Origin of the sequence: Streptomyces sp. NPDC088252, from assembly GCF_044740965.1 — a bacterium.
GTDB lineage: Bacteria > Actinomycetota > Actinomycetes > Streptomycetales > Streptomycetaceae > Streptomyces.
In genome coordinates, this window is sequence record NZ_JBIURS010000007.1 from 66,412 (window position 1) to 92,110 (window position 25,699).

Genomic DNA, 25,699 nt, shown 5'->3' on the forward strand with positions numbered 1-25,699 from the left:
CCACGGGGAGCTCGGCCACTGTCCACCCCCTGTGTACGGACGGTACGGCCCGGCTCCGGCCGTATCGCAGGGAAGCATATGTGACCGAACCGTGGGGGAACCCCGGGGCGGAGCGGCTCGGCCCGCGCGAAGTCACGCGATGACCTGCCCGGCGAACCACGGGGCACCTCGCGGGACACGTCACACGAACGGAGCAGCATCCGGTGCATGGCAGACTTGACCGGGGCGTTCGGCCCGACAGGACCCGGTACGGCGGTCGGCGCCACGAGGGACGAGTGACAGAGGAACGGCAATGACGGTGACAGAGGACAGCCCGGAGCTCGCTCCCGGTACTGAGGAGTTCGGTCCCGGTATCGACCCGGAGCGGCTGGCCGTCTGCCTGAGCGTGCTCGACGAACTGGACACCATCGAGGTCGACCACCCCGACGCCATCGCCGTGCGTCGTGCCACGGCCGGGATCTACCGGACCGTGAAGCAGCGCCGCCGTCAGGAGCGCCGCGCCGCCAAGACCGCGCACGACAAGGCCGTCACCGAGGCCACCGCGACCGGCTCGGCCGACCGCATCGACGACGAGACACAGGGGATCCTGCCGTCGTCCTCGGCCCGTGCCGAGATCGCGGGCGTCCTGCAGCGCCCGCGGTCCTGCTACATCTGCAAGACCCGGTACGTCGAGGTGGACGCGTTCTACCACCAGCTCTGTCAGCAGTGCGCCAAGGAGAACCGGGCGCGCCGCGACGCGCGGACCGACCTGACCGGCCGCCGCGCGCTCCTCACCGGCGGTCGCGCGAAGATCGGCATGTACATCGCGCTGCGGCTGCTGCGCGACGGTGCGCACACCACCATCACCACGCGTTTCCCCAACGACGCGATCCGCCGCTTCAAGGCGATGCCGGACAGCGACGAGTGGATCCACCGACTGAAGATCGTCGGCATCGATCTGCGCGACCCGGCCCAGGTCGTCGCGCTCGCGGACTCGGTCGCCGCCGAGGGCCCGCTGGACATTCTGATCAACAACGCGGCGCAGACGGTGCGCCGCTCCGCCAACGCGTACAGCGAACTGGTCCGCGCGGAGTCCGCTCCCCTTCCAGCGGGAGAACTGCCCGCTGCCGAGGTCATCGGCACCTTCGGCAGTGGCACCGTCGACCGGGTCGCGGCGCTTCCGGCCGCCCGCAAGGAAGGCCTGAGCGCGCAGGACGTGACCGAGCTCGCCCTGGTCACCGGGTCCGCCTCCCTGGAGCGGATCGCCGCCGGAACGGCGATCGACGCGGGCGGTCTCGTGCCCGATCTGCATGACACCAACAGCTGGATCCAGACGGTCGACGAGGTCGAGCCGATCGAGCTGCTGGAAGTCCAGCTCTGCAATTCCACCGCGCCGTTCATCCTGATCAGCCGGCTCCGCCCGGCGATGGCGGCGACCGCCGCCAAGCGCGCCTACGTGGTCAACGTGTCGGCGATGGAAGGCGTGTTCGGCCGCGGCTACAAGGGCGCGGGCCATCCGCACACCAACATGGCCAAGGCCGCACTGAACATGCTCACCCGCACCAGCGCCCAGGAGATGTTCCAGAAGGACGGCATCCTGATGACCGCGGTCGACACCGGCTGGATCACCGACGAGCGCCCGCACCCCGACAAGATCCGCCTCGCCGAGGAGGGCTTTCACGCCCCGCTCGACCTCGTCGACGGCGCCGCCCGGGTCTACGACCCGATCGTGCGCGGCGAGGGGGGCGAGGACCTGTACGGCTGCTTCCTCAAGGACTACGCGCCCGCCAACTGGTAGGGGGCGGGTGGCGCGGCGCGCGCGGCGCCTCGGACCCGGTCGGGAACCGCTCCTGGCCGGGTCCTTTCCGTATCCGGTGGCTGAAAGTGACCTAGAGCACACATTCCATCGAGCGGGATCGCGCTCATTTGGTTACTCTGATGTGAACGGACGTCATCGAGGAGTCCACAAACCCTCCCCGACCGTCCTGGGACAGGCTTTCAACCAAGTCGCCGTCCCGCCCCGTACCCGGCGCCACCGCGACCGTACTGTTCCTTCCCCCGCCCCTCGCGGGTGATCGACTCCTGGTGTTGAGGCCGGGGTGTCGGCGACGCAGGGGGCCACGCGACACAAAGGAGTGCGCGGTGACGACACCAGAACTGACGAAGCACGAGAAGCCCTCGGCCGAACGATACGGAGAACGGGCCCGCAGGCCCGAGAAGCTCCGCAACATCGAGGTCTGGGCCAGGTCCGCACCGATCCGGCTGGCCGGCTACGAGGACGACCTCGCCGAGCCGCACATCCTGCCCGGCATCGACTGACCGCTTCGCGTCCGACCGCTTCACCCCCGAGCTCCGGCCCGCATCCCGCAAGGGGCGGGCCGGAGCTCGGTCGTTCCCGCGCATCCGCCGGTCACAGCACCGTTCCGCCACCGCGGCCCCGGCGAACGCGAGCCCGACGCCCGCGCGGACGGTCAGCACCAGATACCCGGCCGCTATGGCCTGACGGCGAGCCGAGGTGAAGGTCAGCAGCTCGTAGGAGAACGTCGACCAGGTCGACAGGGCGCCGCAGAATCCGGTGGCGAGCAGCAGCTGGAGCCGGGGTCCGAGTTCGCCTCGGGTCACCGCCTCGGCAAGGAAACCGAGGAGCAGGGCCGCACCGGCATTGGCCGCGAACGTACCCCAAGGAAGGACGGTGTGAAGGCGGAACTTGGCGTCCACCCCGAGCAGGTAGCGAAGGGGCGCGCCGACCAGCCCGCCGGCGAGTACGAGCAGCCAGTCGAGCATCAGGTGCCGTCCTGTGTGCGGCGGTCGCGCCCGAAGGCGAGGTGGGTGGCGAACGCTCCCGCCGTCACGGCGGCCAACGCGACCACGACCGTCAGCAGCAGGTAGCCGACCGCGTAGCCGGCCCGGTCGTCCTCGAACAGCTTCCGGACGTCGTCCGTGTAGAGCGAGAACGAGGTGAACCCGCCCAGCAGGCCGGTGCCCAGGAGCGGGCTGATCAGACGGGGCGCGCCGGGAAAGCGCTGTTTCACGGTGACCATCAGGACACCCATGAGGAAGCAGCCCACCACATTGACCAGCAGGCTCGTCCAGGGGAACGCCGAGGGGCCGGTCGGCCAGAGGAGTTCGGCGCCGCGGCGGGCCGCCGTCCCCGCGGCGCCGCCGACCGCGACGACCGCGACGACGGTGAGCTGCACGCCGGGGTGGTGATCGGGGTGGGTGAACCGGTGAAGCGCCATCTTCGGGGACATTCGGCGAACGTAATGAGCGACGGCGGACACGGGACACCCAGCGCGCTGAGCGACGCCGCTCCGCACTCGAATGGATCAGCTGAACACCGCACAACGGGAAAAGCGACCTGTCCTATGTGTGGATGGCGGTGAGTGGTTCTTCGGCCTCTCCGCGCAGTCAGTGGGAGCGGCCCTCTGTGCCCAACCGTTGGAGCCCGCCTTGTCCATCGCCGAGCCGGATGCCGTTCGCAGGCTCGAAAGCCGGCAGCCGAACGCCTATCTCCTGGCATCGGTGCGCGGAGTCGGTCAGGTCGACCTCCAACCCGGGATCTGGACGGGCGCGTTCATCCTCGCCGGGCTGTGGGCCGCGGGCTGGCAGATCGGCCTGTTCGCCACGCTCGGCACGATGCTCTCCACGGCGACCGCCTACGCGCTGGGTGTCGACCGGTCGGGCATCGCCCTCGGCCTCCAGGGCTACAGCGGCTGCCTCACCGGCATCGCGCTGGTCACCTCGCTCGGACACCACCCGGCCACCTATGTGCTCACCGTCGTCGGCGCGATCATGTGCACCCTGCTCATGGCGGCGCTGACCACCCTGCTCGCCCCGTACGGACTGACGGCGCTCACCGCACCGTTCTGTCTGGTCTCCGGCGTCATGGTGCTCGGGGCGCCGTCCTTCCACCGGGTCTGGCACGGTGCCCCGAAGGCCGTCTCCAGCGTCACCACCGGGGACACCGGCATCTCGTGGGACGACCTGTGGCACGCCTTCTTCACCAATGTGTCGCAGATCTTCCTGGTGGGTGACTGGTACGTCGGGCTCATCATGCTCGTCGGTCTGGCCTTCGCCGGAGTGCGCGTGGTGCTCTACGCGGCGGCCGGCAGCGTCATGGGAATCGTCGCGGCCTGGGCACTCGGTGCCCCCACCGCGCTGATCGCCGAGGGCATCTACGGATACAACGCCGTTCTCGTCGCCATCGCCATCGGCGCGGTCTTCCTCACCAACACGGTGTGGAACGGGGCCTACGCGCTCTTCGGGGCCGCGGCCACCACCGGTCTCACGGCCTCACTGACGTCGTTCTTCAAGCCGTTCGGCGGCCACACCTTCACCTGGCCGTTCATCCTCACGACCTGGGCGTTCATGGCGGCCGTCCCGCTGCTGACGCGCCTTCGCCGCAGCGACTGACCCCGCCCGCCCGCGAACATTCCCCCCCTGCCCGCACAGCCCCGAGGAAGGTACTGACGATGAACCTCGCACCCCGCGAGATCGACAAACTGCTGGTGTACGTCGTGGCCGACCTGGCCCGCAAACGTCGGGGCCGCGGTCTCAAGCTCAACTACAGCGAGTCCGTCGCGCTGATCACCGAAGCGATCCTGGAAGCCGCGCGGGACGGCAGGAGTGTCGCCGACTGCATGGAACTCGGCCGCCAGATCGTCAGCGAGGACGACACCATGCCGGGCGTACGGGACATGCTCGGGCTGCTGCAGGTCGAAGCATCCTTCGTGGACGGCACCAAGCTGGTGTCCTGCCACGACCCCATCGGCGGCTGAGCCCGGTGTCCGACCGCTGCCGGGTGATCGCCGTGTGCGGGCATGAAGCCGCGTACGGGAAGGCGCTGCACGGCCTCGTGGATCCCGCGGTCACCGTCGTGCCGGGCGGACGCGAGCTGTTCCGGAGCGTCGCCGGACACAGGCGCGGCGGCGAGGAGGTGTGCGTCGTCCCCATGACGTTCGGCCGAGACCCGGAACTCGTCGCTGACACCGCCCGTGCCCTGCGCGCTCTGCCCGCCGACGAACGCTCCGGGACCGTGCTCGCCGAGCCGTTCGGCACCTCGGGGCACCTGGTCGCCTGGCTGCGGGCGGCGGCGGTCCGCGCCCCCGATGCCGCGGCGCTGCTCGTCACCGCCCCGTCCGGCGACCCGTTCGAGGACGCCGAGCTGTACCGCGTCGCGAGCCTGGTCCGCCGATACGGCAGCCACGCCCTGGTCGAGGTCGCCTTCGGCGGTGGCGATCCCGATCCGGTCGAGGGGGTGCGGCGCTGCAGGCTGCTCGGTGCGTCCCGCGTGGTGCTGCTCCCGGCCGCCTTCGTACTGCCCGAGGTGCCGGACGTACCGGGTACCAGGGTCGAACGCGCCGGTCCGCTGGTGCCGCCCGCCGCGCTGGCCCGGGTCCTCGCCGAGCGCGTGGCCGATGCCCGGCGGCAGTGGGTCGAGCGCGGTGACGACGGCATCGCGACCGGGCTGACCGCCGCCGACGAGCACGGCCACTCGCACACCCACCCGCCCGGCGAGGGTCACGACCTCACCCGTGGTCACGGACATGCACACACGCACACGCACCCACATCAGCACGCGCGTCGGCACCCGCACGTACAGGGTGCGGGCCCATTCATCAGGAGCACCATATGACGTTTCGTCAGAAATACCTCTACGGCAAGGACCCCATCGAGATCAACGCGGGCCGCCGCACGGTCAAACTCACCGTCAGCAACACCGGCGACCGCGCGGTCCAGGTCGGGTCGCACTACCACTTCTTCGAGGTGAACTCGGCGCTGTCGTTCGACCGTCAGAAGGCGCTCGGCATGCACCTCGACATTCCCGCCGGAACCTCCGTGCGCATCGAACCCGGTGGATCCCGCGAGGTGGAGCTGTGCGCGTACGCCGGCACCGGACGTCTCGTCGGCTTCAGCGGGTTGCTCAACGGAAGCCTCGCGTCCCACCCGGCCAAGGTCGAGGCCGTCCGCAGGGCGATCGAGCAGGGCTTCCAGGGAGCCCGGAACGACGCCGGCTCCGGCACTCCGTCGAAGAACGGAAGGAACACCAAGGACGCAGGGAGTCCGAAGAACCCGAAGAACCCGAAGGACTCCAAGGACAAGCCGAAGAAGAAGGGTACGCGCTGATGCCCATCCTGCCGCGCAAGCAGTACACCGACATGTTCGGCCCGACGGTCGGCGACCGCTTCCACCTCGCCGACACCAACCTCGTCGTCGAGGTCGAGAAGGACTTCAGCGAGGGCCAGTACGGGGACGAGGTCCTCTACGGCGGCGGCAAGACCATGCGTGACGGCATGGCCTCGGACCCACAGGCCACCAGCGCCCAGGGCGCGCTCGACACCGTCATCACCAACGTCGTGCTCATCGACCCCGTCGTGGGCGTCGTCAAGTGCGACATCGGCATCAAGGACGGGTTCATCGCCGGCATCGGCAAGTCGGGCAATCCGCAGACCCAGAACAACGTCCACCCCGGCCTGGTCATCGGGCCCGGAACCGAGGCCATTGCCGGTGAGCACCTCATCGCCACCGCGGGCGCCATCGACACCCACGTCCATCTGATCTCCCCGCAACAGGCCGAGCAGGCACTCACCAACGGCATCACCACCCTCATCGGCGGCGGCACCGGTCCGTCCGACGGCACGAACGGCACCACCTGCACGCCCGGCCCGTACAACATCGCCCGGTTCCTCCAGGCCGCCGAGACCCTCCCGGTCAACCTCGGCATCATGGGCAAGGGGAACGGCAGCCTTCCGGAGGCGCTCGACGAGCAGATCGTCGCCGGAGCCTGTGCGCTGAAGGTCCACGAGGACTGGGGTGCCACCCCGGCCGTGATCGACAACGCGCTGTCCGTCGCGGACCGGCACGACATCCAGGTCGCCATCCACACCGACAGCCTCAACGAGAGCGGCTTCTTCGAGGACACCCGCTCCGCGATCGACGGCCGCACCATCCACACCTTCCACAGCGAGGGCGCGGGTGGCGGTCACGCCCCGGACATCCTGCGGGTCGCGGGCGAGCCGAACATCCTGCCGTCCTCCACCAACCCGACGCTGCCGTACACCAAGAACTCGGTGGACGAGCTCCTCGACATGGTCATGGTCTGTCACCACCTCAGCCACGACATCCCCGAAGACGTCTCCTTCGCCGACAGCCGGGTCCGCGCCGAGACGATCGCCGCCGAGTCGGTCCTGCACGACCTCGGCGTGATCAGCATGTTCTCCTCCGACTCGCAGGCCATGGGCCGGGTCGGAGAGTCCGTCACCCGGGCCTTCCAGACCGCCCACCACTGCAAGGACAAGCTCGGCACGCTGGAGGGCGACTCCGCCCGCAACGACAACCAGCGGGTGCTGCGCTACCTCGCCAAGGTCACCATCAACCCGGCCATCGCCACCGGGATCTCCGACCACGTCGGCTCGATCGAGAAGGGCAAGCTCGCCGACATCGTGCTCTGGCCCATCCACTCCTTCGGCGCCAAGCCGAAGATGGTGATCAAGGGCGGCATCATCTCCTGGGCGCAGATGGGCGACCCCAACGCCTCGCTGCCGACCCCGCAGCCGGTGATCTACCGGCCGATGTTCGGACAGTACGGCAAGGCCCTGCCGTCGACCCATGTCACCTTCATGTCCCAGGCCGGAATCGCGGCCGGGGTCCCCGCCGAACTGGGCCTGGAACGCAAGGTGCTGCCGGTCAGCCGCACCAGGACCATCGGTAAGCACAACATGGTCCGCAACAGCGCGCTGCCGGACATCGAGGTCGACCCGGAGACGTTCAAGGTCACCCTCGACGGCCGGGTCGCCACCATCGACCCGGCCCAGGAACTGCCCCTCAACCACCTGTTCTTCCTGGTCTAGGGCCTCGATGTACCGCGATGAGAACGACATGCCGGGCGACCGGGCCCCGACGGAGGCGGAGCTCGCCGCCGTCGGGTCCGGGGCGCCCGGGTCCGGGCTCGGACCGCTGCTGGTCAGCCTCCAGCTGACCGACTCGGCGTTCCCGAGCGGCTTCTACACGCTGTCGCACAGCCTTGAGGGCTTCGCCCAGGCCGAGGCGGTCGACCCCGACAGTCTGTCGCTGCTGCTCGACGACCTGCTGCTGCACGGTGTCGGCCCGGCCGACGCCACCGCGCTCGCACTCGCCCACCGGGCGACACGGGCGGGCGAACCGGAGGCCGTGGCCGGAATCGACGAGCATCTGTTCGCCACCAAGCTGGGCCGGGAGATGCGTCAGGCCGCCACCCGGACCGGCCGGCAGCTTCTCGACCTCGCCCAGGAGGTCTTCGACCGCCCCGAGATCGACGACTACTTCGAACGTGTGGAACGCCGGGAGGCACCCGGAACCCAGGCGGTCGCCGCGGGAGTCATCTACGCGGCGACCGGTGTGCCGGTCCGCCAGGCCGTCGCCTCCGACCTGTTCGCGTTCTGCGCGAGCTTCGCGGGAGCGGCCCTGAGACTGCGGCTGACCGACCACCGCAGGGCGCAGACCCTGCTGCGGGGTGCCGCACCCGTCATCGAGGCGGCGGTCGAGGCCGCGCTGCGGCGCGAACTCGCCGATGTCGGCGCCACCGTCTTCGCCTCGGACGTCATGTCGGGCCGTCATGAACGCGCCGAGGCCCGGCTCTTCGCCAGCTGATCCAACCACCCCACGAACAGGGAGCACCATGGACGACAACGTACTGCGGGTCGGCATCGGCGGACCGGTCGGATCCGGCAAGACCGCGCTCATCGAGGCGCTCGTCCCGGTACTGATCGAGCGCGGTCATCACCCCAGCGTCGTCACCAACGACATCTACACGCAGGAGGACGCCCAGCACATCCGCCGCACCCTCGACGGAGTCCTCGAACCGGAGCGCGTCGTCGGCGTCGAGACGGGCGCCTGTCCGCACACCGCCGTACGGGACGACCCGACGATGAACCTGGCGGCGGGCGCCGAGATGCTGGAGCGCTTCCCCGACACCGACACGCTGCTCTACGAGTCCGGCGGCGACAATCTCACCCTCACCTTCAGCCCCGTGCTCGTCGATCTCTTCCTCTTCGTCCTGGACACCGCCGAGGGCGAGAAGATGCCCCGCAAGCGTGGGCCGGGCATCACCGATTCCGACCTGCTCGTCATCAACAAGATCGATATCGCGCAGTATGTGCGTACCGACATCGGCATCATGGAATCCGATGCCCACCGGGTCCGCGACGACCGCCCGGTGGTTCTCACCGACTGCCTCACCGGCGTGGGTATCGGGGAGATCGCGGACTTCCTGGAATCGCGCCGCAAGGCGCTGATCTGACATGCGGCCCACCCTGCCCCGCCCCGGCCCGGACCGTCTCGCCCACGACTACTACACCGCGGTCCGTGTCCCGCCGGACGTGGCGGCCCTGGCATCCGTGCCCGACACGCTCGCCCCCGGCTCCCCGGCCAAGGTGGGGATCCTCGATCTGGCCTTCGCCGTGCGGGGCGGGCGCACCGAACTCGTCGAGCGCTACCAGAAGACCCCGTTGCAGATCATGCGGCCGCTGTGGATCGACCCCGCCATGCCGGGGATGAGCCACGTCTGTCTGATGGCGACCGGCGGCGGCATCGCCCAGGCCGACCGCTACCGGATGGACTTCCGCTGTGGTCCCGGCACCCAGGTGCATCTGACCACCCAGGCGGCCACCAAGGTCTTCCGGATGGAACACGACTACGCGAGCCAGCGCGTTCATCTGACGGTCGAGGCCGACGCGTACGTCGAGTACCTGCCGGACCCGCTGATCCCCTTCAAGGACTCGCGGTTCTACCAGCGGACCGAGGTCACGGTCGCGAGCGGCGCCACCGCGGTCGTCGGCGACACCCTCACCGCCGGGCGGCTCGCCCGCGGCGAGCGCCACGACTACCGGATCCTCGCCACGGACCTGCACATCGCCCGGCCCGACGGCACCCTCCTCGCCATCGACACCCTGCGCCTGACCCCGGGCGCGGGGGGACCCGGCAACGGCGTCGTCGGGCCGGGCGTCTTCGCCGGGCACGACCACGTCGCGTCGCTCTTCGTGGTCACCGATCGTGTCCCGGCCGCGGAGATCGCCGACACCCTGCACGAGGCGCTGGCCGGGCTCGATGTGCTGTACGGAGTCAGCGTGCTGCCCCGCGACTGCGGCGCCTGGGTCCGGCTCCTGGACGACCGCCCCGTCGAGGTCGCCGCCGCACATGCCGCCGCCTGGCGCTCCGTGCACCGGCTCCTCACCGGACATCCGGCACCCGACCTGCGTAAACCGTAGCCCGACCGACCCGCCCCCACCCCCCACACCCCTACGAGGTATCGCAGATGAACACCGCTCCCGCGCCGATGCCACCCGCGTACGACTCCGGCGACACCGCCTGGCTGCTCGCCGCCACCGCCATGGTGCTGCTGATGACGCCGGGACTGGCGTTCTTCTACGGCGGCATGGTTCGCACCAAACACATCCTGATGATGATCAAGATGAGCTTCGCCGCGCTCGCCTTCGGCACGCTCGTCTGGTGGGCGATCGGATACACGCTGGCGTTCGGCCCCGACGTCGGCGGCGCCGGACTCATCGGCAACCTCGACCATGTGTTCATGCACGACATCGGGCTGACCACACTGTCCGGTCACATCCCCACGTATGTCTTCAGCACGTTCCAGATGGGCTTCGCGATCATCACCGTCGCGCTGGTGAGCGGCTCGATCGCGGACCGCGCCACGATGAAGGGCTGGCTCGTCTTCGTCGTGCTGTGGCTGCTCATCGTCTACATCCCGCTCGCGCACTGGGTGTTCGACCAGGACGGCTGGATCGTCAAGCACCTCGGCGCGCTGGACTTCGCCGGCGGTCTGCCGGTGGAACTCAACTCCGGCGTCGCAGGTCTCGCCGTCGCGCTCGTGCTGCGGGCGCCGCGCGACTTCGCCCGTCGTGAGGAACGGCCCAACAACATTCCGCTCGTCGTGATCGGTGTCGGGCTGCTCTGGTTCGGCTGGTTCGGCTTCAACTCCGGCTCCGCACTGAGCGATCAGGGCACGGCGGCCGGTGCCTTCATCAACACCCAGCTCGGCGCCGCGGGCGCCATGATCACCTGGCCGCTGGTCGAGAAGTGGCGCACCGGCACGGTCACCACGATGGGCGTCGTCTCCTCGGCCGTCGCGGGCATGGTCGCCATCACCCCGGCCTGCGGTGAGATCAACACCCTCGGCGCGGTGATCACCGGCCTCGTCGTGGGCGCGGTCTGTGCCTTCGCGATCACGCTCAAGTTCCGCTTCGACGTCGACGACACACTCGATGTGGTGGGCGTGCACGGTGTCGGCGGACTGATCGGGCTGATCATGGTCGGCCTGTTCGCCACCGCACGCATCAGCGGCAAGAAGGGGCTGTTCTACGGCGGTGGCTGGGGGCTGTTGGGCAAGCAACTCGTCGCGATCGTCTCCGTGATCGCGTTCTCCTTCGTCCTCACCTGGCTCATCGCGAAGGTGGTCGACCTGACCGTCGGCTTCCGCGCCGTGGACGAGTACGAGCGCGTGCCGGGCTCGGAGGTGGAGCGCGCGTACGACTTCCAGACCGCCGAGCGCCTCGGCGCCCTGGTCTCGGGCAAGGCCGTGACCAGCGACGACGAGCTCGTCAGGCAGATCACCAAGCTGCTGCGGGCCCGGGAGGAATCGAGATAGGGGACCTGGCCGGGGTCGGCGTGGATCATTCGGCCCCGACGGTGAATCCGCTCAGTCATCGGATGGTTGTGGGGTGCGGGTTTCGTTCTGTCTGGAAGATTGCATTGACAGGTACGCTTCGTGCTCCAATCATCGGACGTCATGACCGAACTTCCCAGGCGCCATGTACTCGGAATGACGGCAGGGGCGGCAGTCGGCGCCGCCCTGCTCACCCCCGCCACCGCCGATGCGGCCCCGCGAACCGGAGCCGCCCGTACGCCCGCAGCGGCCGGTGCCCACGACGGCGACTGGGGCACCGTCCCCGCAGCCGTCCCCGTGCCCCTCGACAGATGGTTCGACAACGACGGCATCGACACCGCCGATGCCCGCGGCGGCAACTTCGACGGCTCCGGCTACACTTTCCCCGGCGAGGAACTCCCCGCCGGAGAACGGAACATCGACGGCACCGCGTTTCTCTTCCCCGGTTCCGGAGCGGGTGTCAGGAACAACATCGTCGCCCTCGGACAGCGCATCGACCTCCCGCCGGGCCGCTATCTCTCCGGCCTCTTCCTCAGCGCGTGCAGCTACGGCGCCGCATCCGGCAAGGCCACGGTCCACTACGCCGACGGCACCACCTCGGCCCCGGTCCTCGGCGGCCCCGACTGGTACTCGGGGAGCGGCGCCGTCACCGCCGCGTACCGCTACACGGCCGACGGCGCCAAGGACGGGCACCAGGTGTCCATCGCCGTCAGCGAGATCGCGCTCGACCCGGCCAGGGAAGCCGTCGCGCTCACCCTGCCCACCACCCAGCCCGCCGAGGCCGGCAAGCCGTCCCTGCACATCTTCGCGCTCTCCCTCCAACCAGCGGCCCAGGGGCGGGCGTTGACCCTGCGCGACGCCCACTCCACCGCTTCGTTGCTGGACTCCGGCGCCCAGAGCGTCGAGGCCACCGTCGTCAACGCGGGCACGGTCGGCATCCTCGCCTCGGACGGCCTCACGCTCGCCGTGGACGTGCCCGGAGCCCGTACCGTCGCGCCCGCCCGCATCACCCGGCTCGCCCCCGGCGACCGGGCCCGCGTCCGCATCGGCATCCGCAACCGGCCCGGCACCGCACCCGGCACCGCCCGGGACGGCAATGTTGTCGCCCGCAGTCGTGGACAGCAGGCAGCCACCGTCCGCCGTTCGCTCACCCTCGGCGTCCCCGACTACGCCCCGACGGACGAATCCCTCTCCACCCATCAGGCGCCGTACTGGTTCCAGGCGGCCAAGTTCGGGATCTTCATCCACTGGGGGGTCTACTCGGTACCCGCCTGGGCCCCGGTCGGCACACAGTACGCCGAGTGGTACTGGAACCAGATGCAGGACCCCAACAACCCCACCTACGCCCACCATCGCGACACCTACGGCGAGTCCTTCGCCTACGACGACTTCATCCCGCGGTTCCGCGCCGAGCGCTTCGACCCGCGCTCCTGGGTGGAACTGTTCCGGGACGCGGGTGCGCAATACCACGTACTCACCTCGAAGCACCACGAGGGCTTCGCGCTCTGGGACACCAAGCTCTCCGGCCGCAACGCCGTCAGGATGGGGCCGAAGCGAGACCTCGTGAAGGAACTCTTCGACGCCTCGCGCCGCCACACCCCTGAACTCCACCCGGGGCTGTACTTCTCGATGCCCGAGTGGTTCAACCCCGACCATCCCTGGATGGGCCACGCCCCGCGCAATCCGTACACCTTGGAGCCCGTCCCCTACACCGGATACACGGCCGGCAAGGACTACATCACCCAGTTCCAGGGCCCGCAGATGCTGGAGCTGATCCACCGGTACGGCCCCGAGATCCTCTGGTGCGACATCGGCGGCGACAACGACAGCCACCGCGTGCTCGCCGAGTACTTCAACCATGCCAAGAACCGGGCCCGCCCGATCGAGGTCACCGTCAACAACCGCTCAGGGATCGGGCCGCACGACTTCACGACGCCCGAGTACACGACGTACGACCAGATCGTCACCGCGAAGTGGGAATCGAGCCGCGGCCTCGACCCGTACAGCTACGGCTACAACGCCCTGACGCCGGACGAGAAGTACATGTCGGCGCAGGAGATCGTGCACTCGCTCGTCGACATCGTCTCCAAGAACGGCAACTTCCTGCTCGACATCGGGCCGAGGGCCGACGGCACGATCCCCGACATCATGCAGCGCAGGCTGCGCGAGACGGGGGAGTGGCTGAGGACCAACGGGGAGGCGATCTACGACACCACGTACTGGGCACGGATGCCACAGCTCGGTGAGGACCTGCGGTTCACCGTGCGGCCCGACAATGCCTTCTACATCCACTCCCTGGCCCGGCCCGGCTCCACCCTGACCGTCGAGGCGCCGGTGCCGATCCGCAGCGGTGACCGGGTCACCCTGCTCGGTCACGACCGGCCGCTCGGCTGGCGCACCACGGGCGGCTCGCTGGTGATCGACGTACCGGCGGCGGCCCGCAGGAGCGGAGAGCACGCCTGGGTGTTCAAGATCGCCTGGTCGGGCTGAGCCGGACGGGACCTACGGGACGGCCCTCAGTGAGACGGGGGGCATGAAGTCGCGTACGTAGGTGCGGTGCCACCAGCGTCCGGTGGCCCGCAGTTCGCGCCAGGTCGTGTACCGGTACCGGTACACCCTGGCGCGGACATGCGTGGGCGGGGCCTCGGAGAACGGGTTGTGACGCAGCAGCCGCAGCGTGTCCCGGTCGTTCTCCAGCAGCCGTTCCACGAACTGTCCGAACCAGGGGCCGGCGTACGCGGGGGAGAGCGCCGCGAACCACATCAGCCAGTCGAGCCGCAGATGGTAGGGGGCGAACTGGCGGGGCAGCCGACGCGGATCGCCGGGCTTGCCGCGGAACCCGTACTCCTGCCAGACCGTCCCCTCGTGGAGCACCCGCTCCTTCGTGCCCTCGACCACGACCTCCAGCCTCACCCGGCTGATGCTCCCGAACGCGCCGTAGGTATTGACCAGATGCAGCGGGTCGAACGAGCGGTTCATCACCTGGTGGCGGGAGATGAGATTGCGCGCCGGGCGGTAGCTGAGGAACGCCACCAGCGCCGTGACCGCGAAGACGACGATCTCGTACCAGAGGGGTGGCGCGGACTGTGCGGGCGGCTCGGTGAACAGGGACCAGTCGACGGCGGACAGGGCGAGGGTGATCGTCACCCAGTTCAGCCAGGCGAAGTTCCCCGAGAGGACCAGCCACAACTGGGTGACGATCATCAGCCCCGCGGCCGCGCTCGCCACCGGCTGCGGAGTGAAGAGGAGCACCGGTACCAGGAGTTGGGTGACATGGTTGGCCGCCACCTCGGCCCGGTGGACGGGCTTCGGCAGCCGGTGGAAGAACCAGCTCAACGGTCCCGGCATCGGCTGGGTCTCGTGGTGGAAGTACAGGCACGTCAGCTTGCGCCAGCACTCGTCGCCGCGGATCTTGATCAGCCCGGCGCCGAACTCCACCCGGAACAGCACCCAGCGCAGCAGCCACAGCACCAGCACCGGTGGAGCCGTGTCCGCGTTGCCGAGAAAGACCGCGAGGAAGCCGGTTTCCAGCAGCAACGACTCCCAGCCGAAGCCGTACCAGGTCTGGCCGACCTGGACGATCGACAGATACAGCGCCCAGGGCAGTGCCCAGAAGACCATCGCCGCCCAGAGCGGAACATACGAGTCCGCGCCCGCGAGCAGCGCTACGGCGAGTGCGCAACCGGTCCAGGCGACGACGGCGAAGAAGCGGTCGGAGTAGTGGAGCCGGAAGAGACCGGGCGCGCTGCGCCAGTCCGTGCGCCGCAGGAAGTCGGGCACGGGCAGCATGCCGCGTTCACCGATCAGCGCCCGGAACTGGAGCACGGCGGTGAGAAAGGCGAACAGATACACACCGGCGAGAGCCCGCTGGAAGATCAGCCGGCTGAGCCAGTACCCGTCTGCGGTGAACCACTCCATCGTTTCCAGTATCGGGCCCACGGCCCGGCCCAGCCCCTCAGACCGGCGCGTTGCGCCCCTCGGCGACGATCCGGCGCAGCGTGGTGCCGAGCCGTCGGGCGTACCACCGCTGCATCACCGGTACGACGGGCCCCGCGAGCCGGCTGTACCAGGCGGCCGGGCGGCTGAATGCCATGACGGTGAACCACACCGTCCCGTCGTCGGCCAGCTCCACCACGAAGGACTCCTCGCCTCGTTCGGGGTGCCCGCGGAGTGTCCCGTAGCCGAATCCGATGCGATCGCTCTCCTACGCCGCCCAGACGACCAGACAGGGTGCGGTGAACCGGAACGGGCCGAGGCCGAGCGACACCCGGACCTGGACCCCGGCCCCGGCGCGGGCCGCCGACGCGCGGACCCGGGCCCCGCTGCCGCGATGCATGCGCCAGTCGGTGACCGCCGCGCCCGCCGCCGCCAGGTCCGCCCGGCCGCGACCGACCCGCGTACGGTGGTGGAGGTGGTGGTAGCCGTCGGGGAGCGGGCCCAGACGGGTGGCTCCGACCTCGGAGTAGGTGAGGGCGCTCATACGGTCCTGCCTTCGTGATCGGTGGAGTTCTGGAGCCTCTGCCAGGCGAGCACCGAGCACAGTGCGAAGCCCAGCGCGTTGCCGAGACCGTGGGTGGCGGCCATCCAGGTCAGTGTGGGGTGCGGGAGCCCGGTGGCCTCGCCGAGTGCCCAGCTCAGTGCGAGCACCATGGTGACCGCGAGCACGGTGGACGAGGTGGCGAGCAGCAGTCGGGTGGTCCGGTCCCGTTGCCGGCCGCGGATCGCTCGCCAGGTCAGGAGGGCGACGGTCCACATGCCCGCTGTGAGGACCACCGCCCCGGCCAGCTCGGCCCAGTCGTCGATGAAGTAGCCGGCCAGGACGAGCAGGGTGCCCAGCGGCACGCTCAGCGCGGCGAACCTGCCCGCGGCGCTGTCGGCGACCCGGCAGACGAGTCCCGCGACGAGCGCGGCGGCGAATCCGGCGAAGTGGAAGTGCGGCACGGTGAGCGCGAGGATGCCGAGCCCGAAGCCGAAGAGGGTGTGCCCCGAGCGTTCGGCGACCAGCGCGGTGGCCGCGATCGAGGGGGTGACGAGAGCGGTGAGCAGTGCGATCTCGTCGGGTGCCGCGGCGGACGCATCGGGTGCAGCGCGACTGCGGACCAGCCGCACAGGGGCGTGCAGGGCCAGAAGTACGGCCCCGAGCGCGTAGCAGGCCGCCAGAGCGGTGGCCGGCGCGCCGCGCGGCAGCCAGAGAGCGACGGCGCCGGGCACCGCGAAGAGCGGCCACAGGCGGCGCATCCGGTCCAGCTCGGGCGTTCCGGCCAGCCGCAGCCCCGCGGGCACCACCACGAGCATGCCCAGCATCACGATCAGATCGACCAGTACAGACATCGAGCCCCCCGGACTTGAACGCGTTCAAGTATGTTCGGCGATGACTCTACGACCTCTCTTGAACACGTTCAAGAGAGGGGTGGGGGAAGTGATTGCGGCGTAGTCGGCAGGATGTTGGATCACCCCGGACACGGCGTCGGGCTCGCCGGACCGGCGACCACCGCTCCCGGGTCGCGGAGCGTGCCGGGCTGCCGCACCACCGATCCGGCGGCAGCCGTGCCGTCGTAATCGCCGACGGGCGACACGGATCCGACGGCCGCGCAGGACGGTGAACGGGCCGTCCGGGAGGGCGTATCGGCGGCGCCGTACGGCTGCTTCAGCGGCGGGTGACGGCCCGGGCGGGCCTCACAGGACGCCCCGGCGCCACTCCCGTATCAGCAGATGGCCCAGGTACACGCCTCCGACGGCCATCGTGTAGATGCCGACGGGCAGGCTGTCGAACAAAGGCAGTTGCTGGGCGCAGAGATCCGCCAGGACCAGCAGCAGCGCGCCGGTCAGTGCGGACAGCACCAGGTGCGGGCCGGAGGCCCGGGTGATCCGCTTGGCGATCTGCGGGGACGTCAGAGAGATGAACGCTATGGGCCCGGCCACGCTGACGGCACCCGCCGAGAGCACGATCGCGAGGACGACGGTGATCGTCTTCGTGCTGCGGGGCCCGGAGCCCAGCGCCGCCGCGATGTCGTCGCCCATCTCCCCGATGTCCAGCCGCCGTGCGATGAGCGCGGTGAGCGGGGCCACCACCAGCAGCACGAGCCAGATCGTGGTGGCGTCGTCCCAGGACCGGGCCGACAGACTCCCGTTGACATAGGCGGTGAGGACGGTCGCCCGGTCCCGTTCCATGGCGTAGACGACATACTGCGTGATCGCCGTGCCGATCGCGGCCACACCGATCCCCGCGACGACGAGCCGGGCGGGATTGCGGAATCCGGTACCGGTCGACACGTAGACCAGCGCCATGGCGAGGACGGCGCCGAGCAGCGCGCCGAGCGCCACCGGCACGCTGTCCGGGAACATCAGCGCGACGATCGCGGCGCCCGCCCCGGCGCCCGAGGCCAGGCCGATCACATCGGGGCTGCCGAGCGGATTGCGGGTGACGGACTGGAACAGAGCCCCGGAGAGGCCGAGCGCCCCACCGGTGCCCAGGGCGACCACCAGGCGCGGGCCGCGCAGACGTTCCAGGACGAACGCGTTCTTGCCCTCGGCCCCGCCGGTCAGCGCCCCGGCGAGATCGGCGAGCGGAACGCCGAGCCTGCCGAGCGAGAGTGTGGCGACGGCGGCCACCGCCAGCAGCACGAACAGCAGGAGGGCCGTCAGCACCGATACCCGGCGGACGGGCAGGGCGACGGTCCGGCCGATTCTCAGGACCCCGCTGGGAGCGGAGGTGTGGATTCCGGCCTGATGCGATGTCATGCGTTGCCCCTCATCCTGCGTACGGCGACCAGCAGCGCTGGCGCGCCGATGAACGCGGTCACGACACCGACCATCAACTCCTGCGGACGCATGACCACACGGCCCACGACATCCGCGAGGAGCAGCAGCGCGGGGCCGACCAGCGCCGAGAACAGGATCTGCATCCGGAATTCGACACCGACCAGGGCCCGCACCACATGCGGAACGGCCAGGCCGACAAAGGCGATCGGACCGACCGCCGCCGTCGCCGCGGCGCTCAGCAGTGTGGCCGAGAGCAGCCCGCCCGCCCGCACGAGGGCCGGACGCGCCCCGAGGGACGCCGCGGTCGAGTCGCCGAGTGCGAGCACGTTGAGGCCGGGCCCCAGCAGAGCGGCTATCAGCAGACCGGCCACCGCGAACGGCAGGACCGACCAGAAGACGTCGAAGTCCCGGCCGCCGAGGGCGCCGACGACCCAGTACCGGTAGCTGTCGAAGACCTTGGGCCGGCTCAGCGTCACGGCCTGGATGTATGCCATCAGCACGGCGGAGAGCACCGCACCGGCCAGTACGAGCCGCACCAGCCCCGCACCCGAGCCCGCCGATCCGATCGCATGGACGAGCAGGCCGGCGATCAGCGCACCGGGCAGCGCCCACCACATGGTGTCCGTACTGCCCGACGCCCCGAGGAAGGCCGTCGCGGTGACGATGCTCGCGGAGGCGCCCGCGTTGATCCCGAGGAGGCCGGGATCAGCCAGCGGATTGCGGGTCACCCCCTGCATGAGCGTGCCCGCGACGGCCAGGCAGAGGCCGGCGAGCACTCCGAGCGCGGTCCTCGGATACCGGCTCTCGACGATGGCGGTGACATTCGGGTCGGCGGTGCCGGACAGCACGTTCAGCACATCACTGAACGAGGTGGTCCGGCTGCCGAGCATGACGCTCGCGAAGACGGCGAGCGCGAGCACGACGAGTGCGACGACGACGCAATACACCCGCCGAGCGGTGCCGGCCCGTGAGGTGCCGGTACCGCTCGGCGGCGCGTGTGTGGTGGCGGCCATGTGGGTGGCGGTCAGCCCCGGCTGCCGTCGGCGGCCTTGACCGCCTTGTCGATCAGCGGCAGGTATCGGTCGATCACCCACGGCACGGTGAGCGGGTTGATGATCGAGGAGGCGGTGACGAAGGAGTTGTCCTTGCTGGAGACCACGGCGCCGCTCTTGACCGCGGGGATCGCCGCGTACAGCGGCTGTGCCTCGATCTCCTTGCGCGTCTTGTCATCGGTGTAGAAGGTGAAGACCAGTTGGCTGTCCTTCAGCTTCTCGGCGTTCTCCAGACCGATGAGCGCCGAGTCGGTGCCCTTGGTCTCCTTGAAGGAGTTCACCACCGGGTCGACGGTGAGGCCGAGCGAGGAGACCATCTTGACGCGCTGCTCCTCGGGCTTGAACACGCCGAGGGTGCCGGGGCCGGAGGTGTAGATGTAGGAGAACTTGTACTTCTTGTAGTTCGGCCGGGTCGCCGCAGCGTCGGACAGCTGCTTCTCGATCTGCGAGATGAGGGTCTTCGCCTTGTCCGGCTGCCCCAGCGCCTTGGCGATGATCTCGATCTGCTGGTCCCAGTCCGTGCTCCACGCCAGATCGGGGTAGGCCACGGTGGGGGCTATGTCCTTGAGGATGTCGTACTGCTTCTGCGTGATCCCGGACCACGGCGCGAGGATGACGTCCGGCGCCAGCTCGGTGATGGCCTCGAAGTCGATGTCCTCGCCGCCCTTGAACTGGGTCGGCAGCTTCTCGCCCTTCTTCTCCACCGCCTCGTGGATCCAGGGGAGATAGCCCGTCTTGTCACTTCCCCACTCGTAGCTCTCGATGCCCACCGGAGTGTGGCCCAGCGCGATGGCGGTCTCCGCCGAGCCCTGGCCGAGCGTGACGATCCGTTCGGGCTGCTTCTTGATCTCCGCTGTGCCGAGGGCGCTCTTGATGGAGACGGGGAACGCTCCGCTGCTCTTCCCGGATGCGCCGGAGGTCTCCTCGCCGTCGTCGCCCGACGAACAGCCGCCGAGGACGAGAACGAAGGCTGCGGCGGCGGCAGTTGCGGCGAGCGTCCGGCGACGCACGCGGGTGAACCGGGACATGGGTGTTCCTCAGGGGTTGATGGACGGAGCAGGCGGATCCCGCGCGGAGTGCGAAGGTTTAGGTAAGCCTAAGCTAAGTCAACTTCCACTCACAACCAGCCTCCGGTTCCCGGCCGCCGGTGGTGGTTCGGGCCGTTGACGAATGGTCTGGACCAACCTACGTTGGGTGCGTCGTGTCGCGCGGAGTCGCGGTCGATGGATGTCCATGCTTGTCAGGATCATGACATTCATGGTTCGATTCGCTTGGAAAGGGGACGCAACGTGATCGGTCGGACATCGCGCCTGCTGGGGCTGGGCCTCGCGGCGGCATGTGTTGTACAGATGCTGGTCGGCGCGACGCCGAGCGCCGCGCAGGAGGACACGTGCGCGGTCAAGTCGAAGCCCGCGGGCAAGGTGCTCCAGGGGTACTGGGAGAACTGGGACGGCGCGTCCAACGGCGTGCACCCGCCGCTCGGTTGGATCCCGGTCACCGACAGCCGCATCACGGCTCACGGCTACAACGTGATCAACGCGGCCTTCCCCGTCATCCTGTCGGACGGCACCGTCCTGTGGGAGGACGGAATGGACGCGACCGTGAAGGTCCCGACACCCGCCGAGATGTGCCAGGCGAAGGCCTCCGGGCTCACCACGCTGATGTCCATCGGCGGCGCGACCGCCGGCATCGACCTCGGCTCCAGCGCCGTGGCCGACCGGTTCGTCGAGACGGTGGTGCCGATCCTGAAGAAGTACAACTTCGACGGGATCGACATCGACATCGAGACCGGCCTGACCGGCAGCGGCACCATCAACCAGCTGTCCACCTCGCAGGCCAACCTCATACGCATCATCGACGGGGTGCTCGCGCGGATGCCCTCGAACTTCGGTCTGACGATGGCCCCGGAGACGGCCTACGTCACCGGCGGGAGCATCACCTACGGCTCGATCTGGGGTGCCTACCTGCCGATCGTGAAGAAGTACGCGGACAACGGCCGCCTGTGGTGGCTGAACATGCAGTACTACAACGGCAGCATGTACGGGTGCGCGGGGGATTCGTACTCCGCCGGCACGGTCGAAGGATTCACCGCGCAGACCGACTGTCTGAACAAGGGCCTCGTCATCCAGGGCACCACCATCAAGGTCCCCTACGACAAGCAGGTTCCGGGGCTGCCCGCCCAGCCCGGCGCCGGCGGCGGCCACATGTCGACCGGTCAGGTGGCGCAGGCGTGGAACCACTACGGCAGCAGCCTCAAGGGCCTGATGACCTGGTCGCTCAACTGGGACGGGTCGAAGGGATGGACGTTCGGGGACAACGTCAAGGCGCTGCAGGGACGTTGAGCGGTCATGGGCCGGGCGGCTCCGCCGAGGTGGACGGAGCCGCCCTCCCGGGCCGGCCGCGGTGACGGTCGGCCAGATCATCGGTCCGCGCGGTCAGTGGCGGGGCTCGGAGGCGTCCAGCATGCCCTCGCGCTCCACGACCTTGATCCTCTCGCGTCCCTGCTCCGCTCCCAGGGCCTGCTCGTGCGCGTCCAGGCGGTGCCAGCCCTCGCGAGTGGTGTATCGGACGCCACGCTGCTCCAGGAAAGCGGTGACGGCTTCCGGCTCGGGGCGCTCGGGTGCGGGCAGCCGGCCCGAGGCGTGGTCGTCCAGGAGACAGGCGACCGTCTCGTTCGCGTCACCCTTGGTGTGTCCGATCAGGCCGACCGGGCCGCGCTTGATCCATCCCGTGACGTACACCGACGGCATGGGCCCCTCGCCGTCGACGACCCGGCCCGCGGCGTGCGGGACGGTGCCGGAGGCCACGTCGAACGGGAGCTTCGGGAGCTCCTGCGAGTAGTAGCCGACCGCCCGGTAGACGCTCTGCACGTCCCAGTCGGTGAAGCGCCCGGTTCCCTTGACGTTCCCGGTGCCGTCCAGTTCGGTCCGCTCGGTGCGCAGGCCGGCGACCCGGCCGTCCTCGCCGAGGATCTCGACCGGGGACTCGAAGAAGTGCAGGAACAGCTTGTGCGGCCGGTCGCCGACATCGCGGATGGCCCAGTTCTCCAGCGTGGAGGCGACCATGTTGGCCTGCTTGTTGCCGCGCCGGGTCTCGATCGATCCCGCGTCGTACTCGATGTCCTCGGGGTTGACGACGACCTCGATGTTCGGCGAGTGGTCCAGCTCCCGCAGCTCCATCGGGCTGAACTTGGCCTGCGCGGGACCGCGACGCCCGAAGACGTGCACCTCCAGGGCCTTGTTGGCCTTGAGACCCTCGTAGACGTTGGCGGGTATCTCGGTCGGAAGCAGTTCGTCGGCCGTCTTGGCGAGCATGCGCGCCACGTCCAGGGCCACATTGCCCACACCCAGCACGGCGACCTTCTCCGCCTCCAGGGGCCAGGTGCGTGCCACGTCGGGGTGCCCGTCGTACCAGGAGACGAAGTCGGCCGCGCCGTGGGAGCCGGCCAGGGAGCTGCCGGGGATGTCGAGCGCGCGGTCCGCGTCCGCGCCGGTGGAGAAGATCACCGCGTCGTAGAAGGACCGCAGGTCGTCCAGACCGATGTCGCCGGGATAGTCGACGTTGCCGAACAGCCGCAGCTGCGGCTTGTCGAGCACCTGGTGGAGCGCCTGGACGATGCCCTTGATCCGAGGGTGGTCGGGGGCCACTCCGTAACGGATCAGGCCGAAGGGGGCGGGCATCCGCTCGAACAGGTCGATCGAAACACCCGGGTCCTGTGCGGCCTCGGATTTCAGCAGCGCGTCCGCTGCGTAGATACCGGCGGGGCCGGCTCCGACTATGGCGACGCGGACGGGGCGGGTCATGGGGTGCAGATCCTTAGAACGGGCTGACGCGGGCAGTGCGGCGCAGGGTGGAAGACCTCGTTGTAAGGATGGGCTTACCGTGCTCCACGGGACACGGTAGCCGCTACTGACCTGCGGCCTTTCGGCGGGCGCCGGTTCCCGGCGCCCGGGTGGGCTGCCGTACGGTGCCCGGCAGGCGTCCGGCGTCCGCCCGGACGAGCGGCACGGGATTCCCTCCGAGGGCCTCGGGTTCGCTCGAAGAATCGGACAAATGATGGCAGAGTGATCCACATGGATGATCGGGTAGCGGGTGCCCTGTCACTCCCGGACGACTGGCCCGCCCACCCGGATCTCAGTCTCGCCCTGAACCGTATGGGCAGCTTCGACTGGGATCTCGACAGTGGCCTCATGCACATGGACCGGCCCGCACTCGACGTGTTCGATCTGCGGGCCGAGGAGTACGACGGCCGGCCGGAGTCGCTCGGCCCGCGGGTGCCACCGGACGAGGGTGTGCGACTCGACGCCATGGTCGCGCAGGCGCTCAAGAGCGGACAGCGCAACTACGGCGCGTACTTCAGGATCCTGAGGCGCGACGGCACGCTGCGCTGGACGCACACCCAGGCCTTCATCCGGCGCGACGGTACCGGTCGGCCCGTTCGCATCATCGGTGTCGTCCGCGACGCCACCCAGGAGCTCGACGACTCGACCGCCCGCCGCGAACTGGACGCGGAGCGGCGGCGCCGCACCAGCCTGGTGGAGGGCACCACGGCCGCACTGGCCCACGCCCGGACGGTCCGGGACGTCATCGAGGTGCTGAAGAACTCCCAGGGCCTGGCGCATCTCGGCGCGACCAGCCTGGTCGTGGGACTGATCGAGTCCGGGCGCATCCATCTCGTGGCGGACGGCCCGGAGGGCTCGTTCGTCCCCGGCACCCGCTACACCCGGACGAACGAGCCGTACCCGATGAGCGAAGTGGTCCGAACGCTCATGCCCCGCTTCATCGAGTCCGCCAGGGATTTCGCCACCTCGTACCCCATCCTCTGGCCCCACATCAGCCACCTCGGCATCACGTCCGCCGCCTATCTGCCACTGATCGCCCAGGCCAGGCCCATCGGCGCGATCGGACTGCTCTACAGCGACAAGGGCGGCTTCACCGGTGACGAACGCAATCTCCTGGTCGCGCTCGGCAGCTCCATCGCCCAGAGCCTGCAGCGGGCCATGCTGTACGAGCAGGAGCACGATCTCGCCGAGGGCCTCCAGCAGGCCATGCTGCCGCGCCGGATCCCCGAGGTGCCCGGCGCGCAGGTCGCCGTGCGGTACCGATCGGCCCGGCTGGGCCGGGACATCGGAGGCGACTGGTACGACGTCATCCCACTGCCCGGGGGCCGGGTCGGGGCCGTCATCGGGGACGTTCAGGGCCATGACACGCACGCCGCGGCCGTCATGGGGCAGCTCCGTATCGTGCTGCGCGCGTACGCCGCCGAGGGGCACAGCCCCGCCACGGTGATGGCCAGGGCATCCGTCTTCCTCCATGAGCTGGACACCGACCGCTTCGCGACCTGCACCTACGCCGAGGTCGACCTGACGACCGGAGTGGTGCAACTGGTCCGGGCCGGCCACGTCGATCCGCTGATGCGCGACACCGACGGCAGCTGCCGCAGACTGCCCGCGGAGGGCGGGCTGCCGCTGGGCCTCTCGGCCGAGTTCGGACGGCTCGAATACCCGGTCAGCACGGTCGAGCTGGACCCCGGTCAGGCGCTGGTGCTGTTCACCGACGGCCTGGTGGAGCTGCCCGGCGCCGATCTCGACGAGGGCATGCAGCTGCTCACGTCCATGGTGCGCGACGGCCCGCACGATCTGCAGAAGCTGGCCGACAAGCTCTGCGAAGAGGTCGACGAGCGCGGCGGGGAGGACGATGTGGCGGTCCTGCTGCTGGGCCGCAAGGCCGCACACGCACCCCAGCCGGGCGGCCGTCTCCAGCAGCATGTCGCCCAGAGCGACCCGGAGGCGCTGAGCTCCGCGCGGCACATGATCAGGGCGGCCGTACGCGCCTGGGGCGCCAAGACACGGGCCGACGAGGTCGAGCTGGCCGCCGACGAGCTGATCACCAACGCGCTGATGCACACCGACGGCGGGGCCATTGTCACGATCCGGGTGCTCACCGGGCCCGAGCGCCGCCTGCGGGTCGATGTCGAGGACCGGTCCAGCGCGCTGCCCCGACGCCGGGACGCGGGCGAGGCCGGGGTGTCCGGACGGGGGCTGATGCTGGTGGACCGGCTGGCGGACCTCTGGGGCGTGGAATCGCGCGGCAGCGGCAAGAGCGTCTGGTGTGAATTCGTCATTCCGGAACGTGCATGACGACAGCGCCGAGCATTACCCGACAGTAACAGAAAGTGACATGTCTGTGCTTGACCGTAACCGACCGCAAGCGATTGACTGCGACTCCGGCAGTCTGTCTTTCGATG

The 25,699-nt window shown here is 69.6% G+C and carries 21 protein-coding genes and 2 pseudogenes; 14 read left to right on the forward strand and 9 right to left on the reverse strand.

Annotated elements, in window-relative coordinates; translation table 11 throughout:
• The first annotated feature begins 292 nt into the window (after positions 1–292).
• A complete protein-coding gene (locus tag ACIOHC_RS16280; protein ID WP_401843019.1) occupies positions 293–1,777 on the forward strand; it encodes an SDR family NAD(P)-dependent oxidoreductase in 1,485 nt (494 codons plus the stop codon).
• Between the two features lie 344 nt (positions 1,778–2,121).
• Entirely contained in the window at positions 2,122–2,298 is a 177-nt protein-coding gene (locus ACIOHC_RS16285) for a hypothetical protein (RefSeq protein WP_351081417.1), read from the forward strand.
• A 105-nt stretch (positions 2,299–2,403) separates the two neighbouring features.
• On the opposite strand, the pseudogene ACIOHC_RS16290 reads toward ACIOHC_RS16285, so the two are convergent.
• Positions 2,404–2,763: pseudogene (locus ACIOHC_RS16290) on the reverse strand (fluoride efflux transporter FluC); the annotation flags it as partial.
• The gene (locus tag ACIOHC_RS16295) at positions 2,763–3,230 is read right to left on the reverse strand and encodes a CrcB family protein (RefSeq protein WP_351081413.1); all 468 of its coding nucleotides are present in this window, start codon (positions 3,228–3,230) and stop codon (positions 2,763–2,765) included. The pseudogene ACIOHC_RS16290 and the gene ACIOHC_RS16295, both read right to left, overlap by 1 nt.
• 199 nt (positions 3,231–3,429) lie before the next feature.
• Here ACIOHC_RS16295 and ACIOHC_RS16300 point away from each other — a divergent pair, with 199 nt between their 5' ends.
• The 10 genes from ACIOHC_RS16300 to ACIOHC_RS16345 all read left to right on the forward strand — a co-directional run bounded on the left by ACIOHC_RS16300 (position 3,430) and on the right by ACIOHC_RS16345 (position 14,128).
• On the forward strand, positions 3,430–4,392 hold the full coding sequence (locus ACIOHC_RS16300; RefSeq protein WP_351081411.1) for an urea transporter: 963 nt from the start codon (positions 3,430–3,432) through the stop codon (positions 4,390–4,392).
• A 59-nt stretch (positions 4,393–4,451) separates the two neighbouring features.
• On the forward strand, positions 4,452–4,757 hold the full coding sequence (locus ACIOHC_RS16305; protein ID WP_351081409.1) for an urease subunit gamma: 306 nt from the start codon (positions 4,452–4,454) through the stop codon (positions 4,755–4,757).
• A 5-nt stretch (positions 4,758–4,762) separates the two neighbouring features.
• Entirely contained in the window at positions 4,763–5,614 is an 852-nt protein-coding gene (locus tag ACIOHC_RS16310; RefSeq protein WP_351081407.1) for a cobalamin biosynthesis protein CbiX, read from the forward strand.
• Positions 5,611–6,105, forward strand: coding sequence for an urease subunit beta (locus ACIOHC_RS16315; protein ID WP_401843022.1), 495 nt, complete (start codon positions 5,611–5,613; stop codon positions 6,103–6,105). The genes ACIOHC_RS16310 and ACIOHC_RS16315 overlap by 4 nt, the downstream gene beginning before the upstream one ends.
• Complete coding sequence (gene ureC, locus ACIOHC_RS16320) at positions 6,105–7,829, forward strand: urease subunit alpha (protein ID WP_351081404.1); 1,725 nt, start codon at positions 6,105–6,107, stop codon at positions 7,827–7,829. Before ACIOHC_RS16315 ends, ureC begins: the two co-directional genes overlap by 1 nt.
• A 7-nt stretch (positions 7,830–7,836) precedes the next feature.
• Positions 7,837–8,607, forward strand: coding sequence for an urease accessory protein UreF (locus ACIOHC_RS16325; RefSeq protein WP_401843024.1), 771 nt, complete (start codon positions 7,837–7,839; stop codon positions 8,605–8,607).
• 28 nt (positions 8,608–8,635) lie between these two features.
• Positions 8,636–9,256 (forward strand): urease accessory protein UreG, encoded by a 621-nt coding sequence (ureG, locus tag ACIOHC_RS16330; RefSeq protein WP_351081400.1) that lies wholly within the window; start codon positions 8,636–8,638, stop codon positions 9,254–9,256.
• Between the two features lies 1 nt (position 9,257).
• Positions 9,258–10,223, forward strand: coding sequence for an urease accessory protein UreD (locus ACIOHC_RS16335; protein WP_365691658.1), 966 nt, complete (start codon positions 9,258–9,260; stop codon positions 10,221–10,223).
• Between the two features lie 47 nt (positions 10,224–10,270).
• A complete protein-coding gene (locus ACIOHC_RS16340; protein WP_351081396.1) occupies positions 10,271–11,620 on the forward strand; it encodes an ammonium transporter in 1,350 nt (449 codons plus the stop codon).
• A 141-nt stretch (positions 11,621–11,761) separates the two neighbouring features.
• Complete coding sequence (locus ACIOHC_RS16345; protein WP_401843025.1) at positions 11,762–14,128, forward strand: alpha-L-fucosidase; 2,367 nt, start codon at positions 11,762–11,764, stop codon at positions 14,126–14,128.
• A gap of 12 nt (positions 14,129–14,140) precedes the next feature.
• On the opposite strand, the gene ACIOHC_RS16350 is transcribed toward ACIOHC_RS16345, so the two are convergent.
• The 6 genes and pseudogenes from ACIOHC_RS16350 to ACIOHC_RS16375 form a co-directional block, all read right to left on the reverse strand.
• Positions 14,141–15,556 (reverse strand): lipase maturation factor family protein, encoded by a 1,416-nt coding sequence (locus ACIOHC_RS16350; RefSeq protein WP_351081392.1) that lies wholly within the window; start codon positions 15,554–15,556, stop codon positions 14,141–14,143.
• Positions 15,557–15,593: 37 nt separating this feature from the next.
• Positions 15,594–16,118: pseudogene (locus ACIOHC_RS16355) on the reverse strand (DUF1990 family protein).
• Positions 16,115–16,969 carry a YndJ family protein gene (locus ACIOHC_RS16360; protein ID WP_351081388.1) on the reverse strand — a complete coding sequence of 285 codons (855 nt, stop codon included), beginning with the start codon at positions 16,967–16,969 and terminating at the stop codon, positions 16,115–16,117. The pseudogene ACIOHC_RS16355 and the gene ACIOHC_RS16360 overlap by 4 nt, the downstream one beginning before the upstream one ends.
• 345 nt (positions 16,970–17,314) lie before the next feature.
• Positions 17,315–18,379 (reverse strand): iron chelate uptake ABC transporter family permease subunit, encoded by a 1,065-nt coding sequence (locus ACIOHC_RS16365; protein ID WP_351081386.1) that lies wholly within the window; start codon positions 18,377–18,379, stop codon positions 17,315–17,317.
• Complete coding sequence (locus ACIOHC_RS16370; protein WP_401843027.1) at positions 18,376–19,413, reverse strand: FecCD family ABC transporter permease; 1,038 nt, start codon at positions 19,411–19,413, stop codon at positions 18,376–18,378. The genes ACIOHC_RS16365 and ACIOHC_RS16370 overlap by 4 nt, the downstream gene beginning before the upstream one ends.
• 11 nt (positions 19,414–19,424) lie before the next feature.
• Positions 19,425–20,480 carry an iron-siderophore ABC transporter substrate-binding protein gene (locus ACIOHC_RS16375; protein WP_389637370.1) on the reverse strand — a complete coding sequence of 352 codons (1,056 nt, stop codon included), beginning with the start codon at positions 20,478–20,480 and terminating at the stop codon, positions 19,425–19,427.
• A gap of 264 nt (positions 20,481–20,744) precedes the next feature.
• On the opposite strand from ACIOHC_RS16375, the gene ACIOHC_RS16380 reads away from it, so the two are divergent.
• The gene (locus tag ACIOHC_RS16380) at positions 20,745–21,794 is read left to right on the forward strand and encodes a chitinase (protein WP_389637391.1); all 1,050 of its coding nucleotides are present in this window, start codon (positions 20,745–20,747) and stop codon (positions 21,792–21,794) included.
• A gap of 93 nt (positions 21,795–21,887) precedes the next feature.
• Here the strand turns inward: ACIOHC_RS16380 and ACIOHC_RS16385 are convergent, their stop codons facing one another.
• A complete protein-coding gene (locus ACIOHC_RS16385) occupies positions 21,888–23,255 on the reverse strand; it encodes an FAD-dependent oxidoreductase (RefSeq protein WP_401843029.1) in 1,368 nt (455 codons plus the stop codon).
• A 270-nt stretch (positions 23,256–23,525) separates the two neighbouring features.
• Here ACIOHC_RS16385 and ACIOHC_RS16390 point away from each other — a divergent pair, with 270 nt between their 5' ends.
• Positions 23,526–25,592, forward strand: a complete 2,067-nt coding sequence (locus tag ACIOHC_RS16390) for a SpoIIE family protein phosphatase (RefSeq protein WP_351081379.1) — start codon at positions 23,526–23,528, stop codon at positions 25,590–25,592.
• Positions 25,593–25,699 lie beyond the last annotated feature (107 nt).

What these genes read in the sequence shown, in the direction of transcription:
- ACIOHC_RS16280 (WP_401843019.1), top strand. Translation starts at nt 293, where the DNA reads ATGACGGTGACAGAGGACAGCCCGGAGCTCGCTCCCGGTACTGAGGAG.
- ACIOHC_RS16295 (WP_351081413.1), bottom strand. Translation starts at nt 3,230, where the DNA reads ATGTCCCCGAAGATGGCGCTTCACCGGTTCACCCACCCCGATCACCAC.
- ACIOHC_RS16305 (WP_351081409.1), top strand. Translation starts at nt 4,452, where the DNA reads ATGAACCTCGCACCCCGCGAGATCGACAAACTGCTGGTGTACGTCGTG.
- ACIOHC_RS16315 (WP_401843022.1), top strand. Translation starts at nt 5,611, where the DNA reads ATGACGTTTCGTCAGAAATACCTCTACGGCAAGGACCCCATCGAGATC.
- ureC (WP_351081404.1), top strand. Translation starts at nt 6,105, where the DNA reads ATGCCCATCCTGCCGCGCAAGCAGTACACCGACATGTTCGGCCCGACG.
- ACIOHC_RS16325 (WP_401843024.1), top strand. Translation starts at nt 7,837, where the DNA reads ATGTACCGCGATGAGAACGACATGCCGGGCGACCGGGCCCCGACGGAG.
- ureG (WP_351081400.1), top strand. Translation starts at nt 8,636, where the DNA reads ATGGACGACAACGTACTGCGGGTCGGCATCGGCGGACCGGTCGGATCC.
- ACIOHC_RS16335 (WP_365691658.1), top strand. Translation starts at nt 9,258, where the DNA reads ATGCGGCCCACCCTGCCCCGCCCCGGCCCGGACCGTCTCGCCCACGAC.
- ACIOHC_RS16340 (WP_351081396.1), top strand. Translation starts at nt 10,271, where the DNA reads ATGAACACCGCTCCCGCGCCGATGCCACCCGCGTACGACTCCGGCGAC.
- ACIOHC_RS16345 (WP_401843025.1), top strand. Translation starts at nt 11,762, where the DNA reads ATGACCGAACTTCCCAGGCGCCATGTACTCGGAATGACGGCAGGGGCG.
- ACIOHC_RS16350 (WP_351081392.1), bottom strand. Translation starts at nt 15,556, where the DNA reads ATGGAGTGGTTCACCGCAGACGGGTACTGGCTCAGCCGGCTGATCTTC.
- ACIOHC_RS16360 (WP_351081388.1), bottom strand. Translation starts at nt 16,969, where the DNA reads ATGTCTGTACTGGTCGATCTGATCGTGATGCTGGGCATGCTCGTGGTG.
- ACIOHC_RS16365 (WP_351081386.1), bottom strand. Translation starts at nt 18,379, where the DNA reads ATGACATCGCATCAGGCCGGAATCCACACCTCCGCTCCCAGCGGGGTC.
- ACIOHC_RS16370 (WP_401843027.1), bottom strand. Translation starts at nt 19,413, where the DNA reads ATGGCCGCCACCACACACGCGCCGCCGAGCGGTACCGGCACCTCACGG.
- ACIOHC_RS16375 (WP_389637370.1), bottom strand. Translation starts at nt 20,480, where the DNA reads ATGTCCCGGTTCACCCGCGTGCGTCGCCGGACGCTCGCCGCAACTGCC.
- ACIOHC_RS16385 (WP_401843029.1), bottom strand. Translation starts at nt 23,255, where the DNA reads ATGACCCGCCCCGTCCGCGTCGCCATAGTCGGAGCCGGCCCCGCCGGT.
- ACIOHC_RS16390 (WP_351081379.1), top strand. Translation starts at nt 23,526, where the DNA reads ATGGATGATCGGGTAGCGGGTGCCCTGTCACTCCCGGACGACTGGCCC.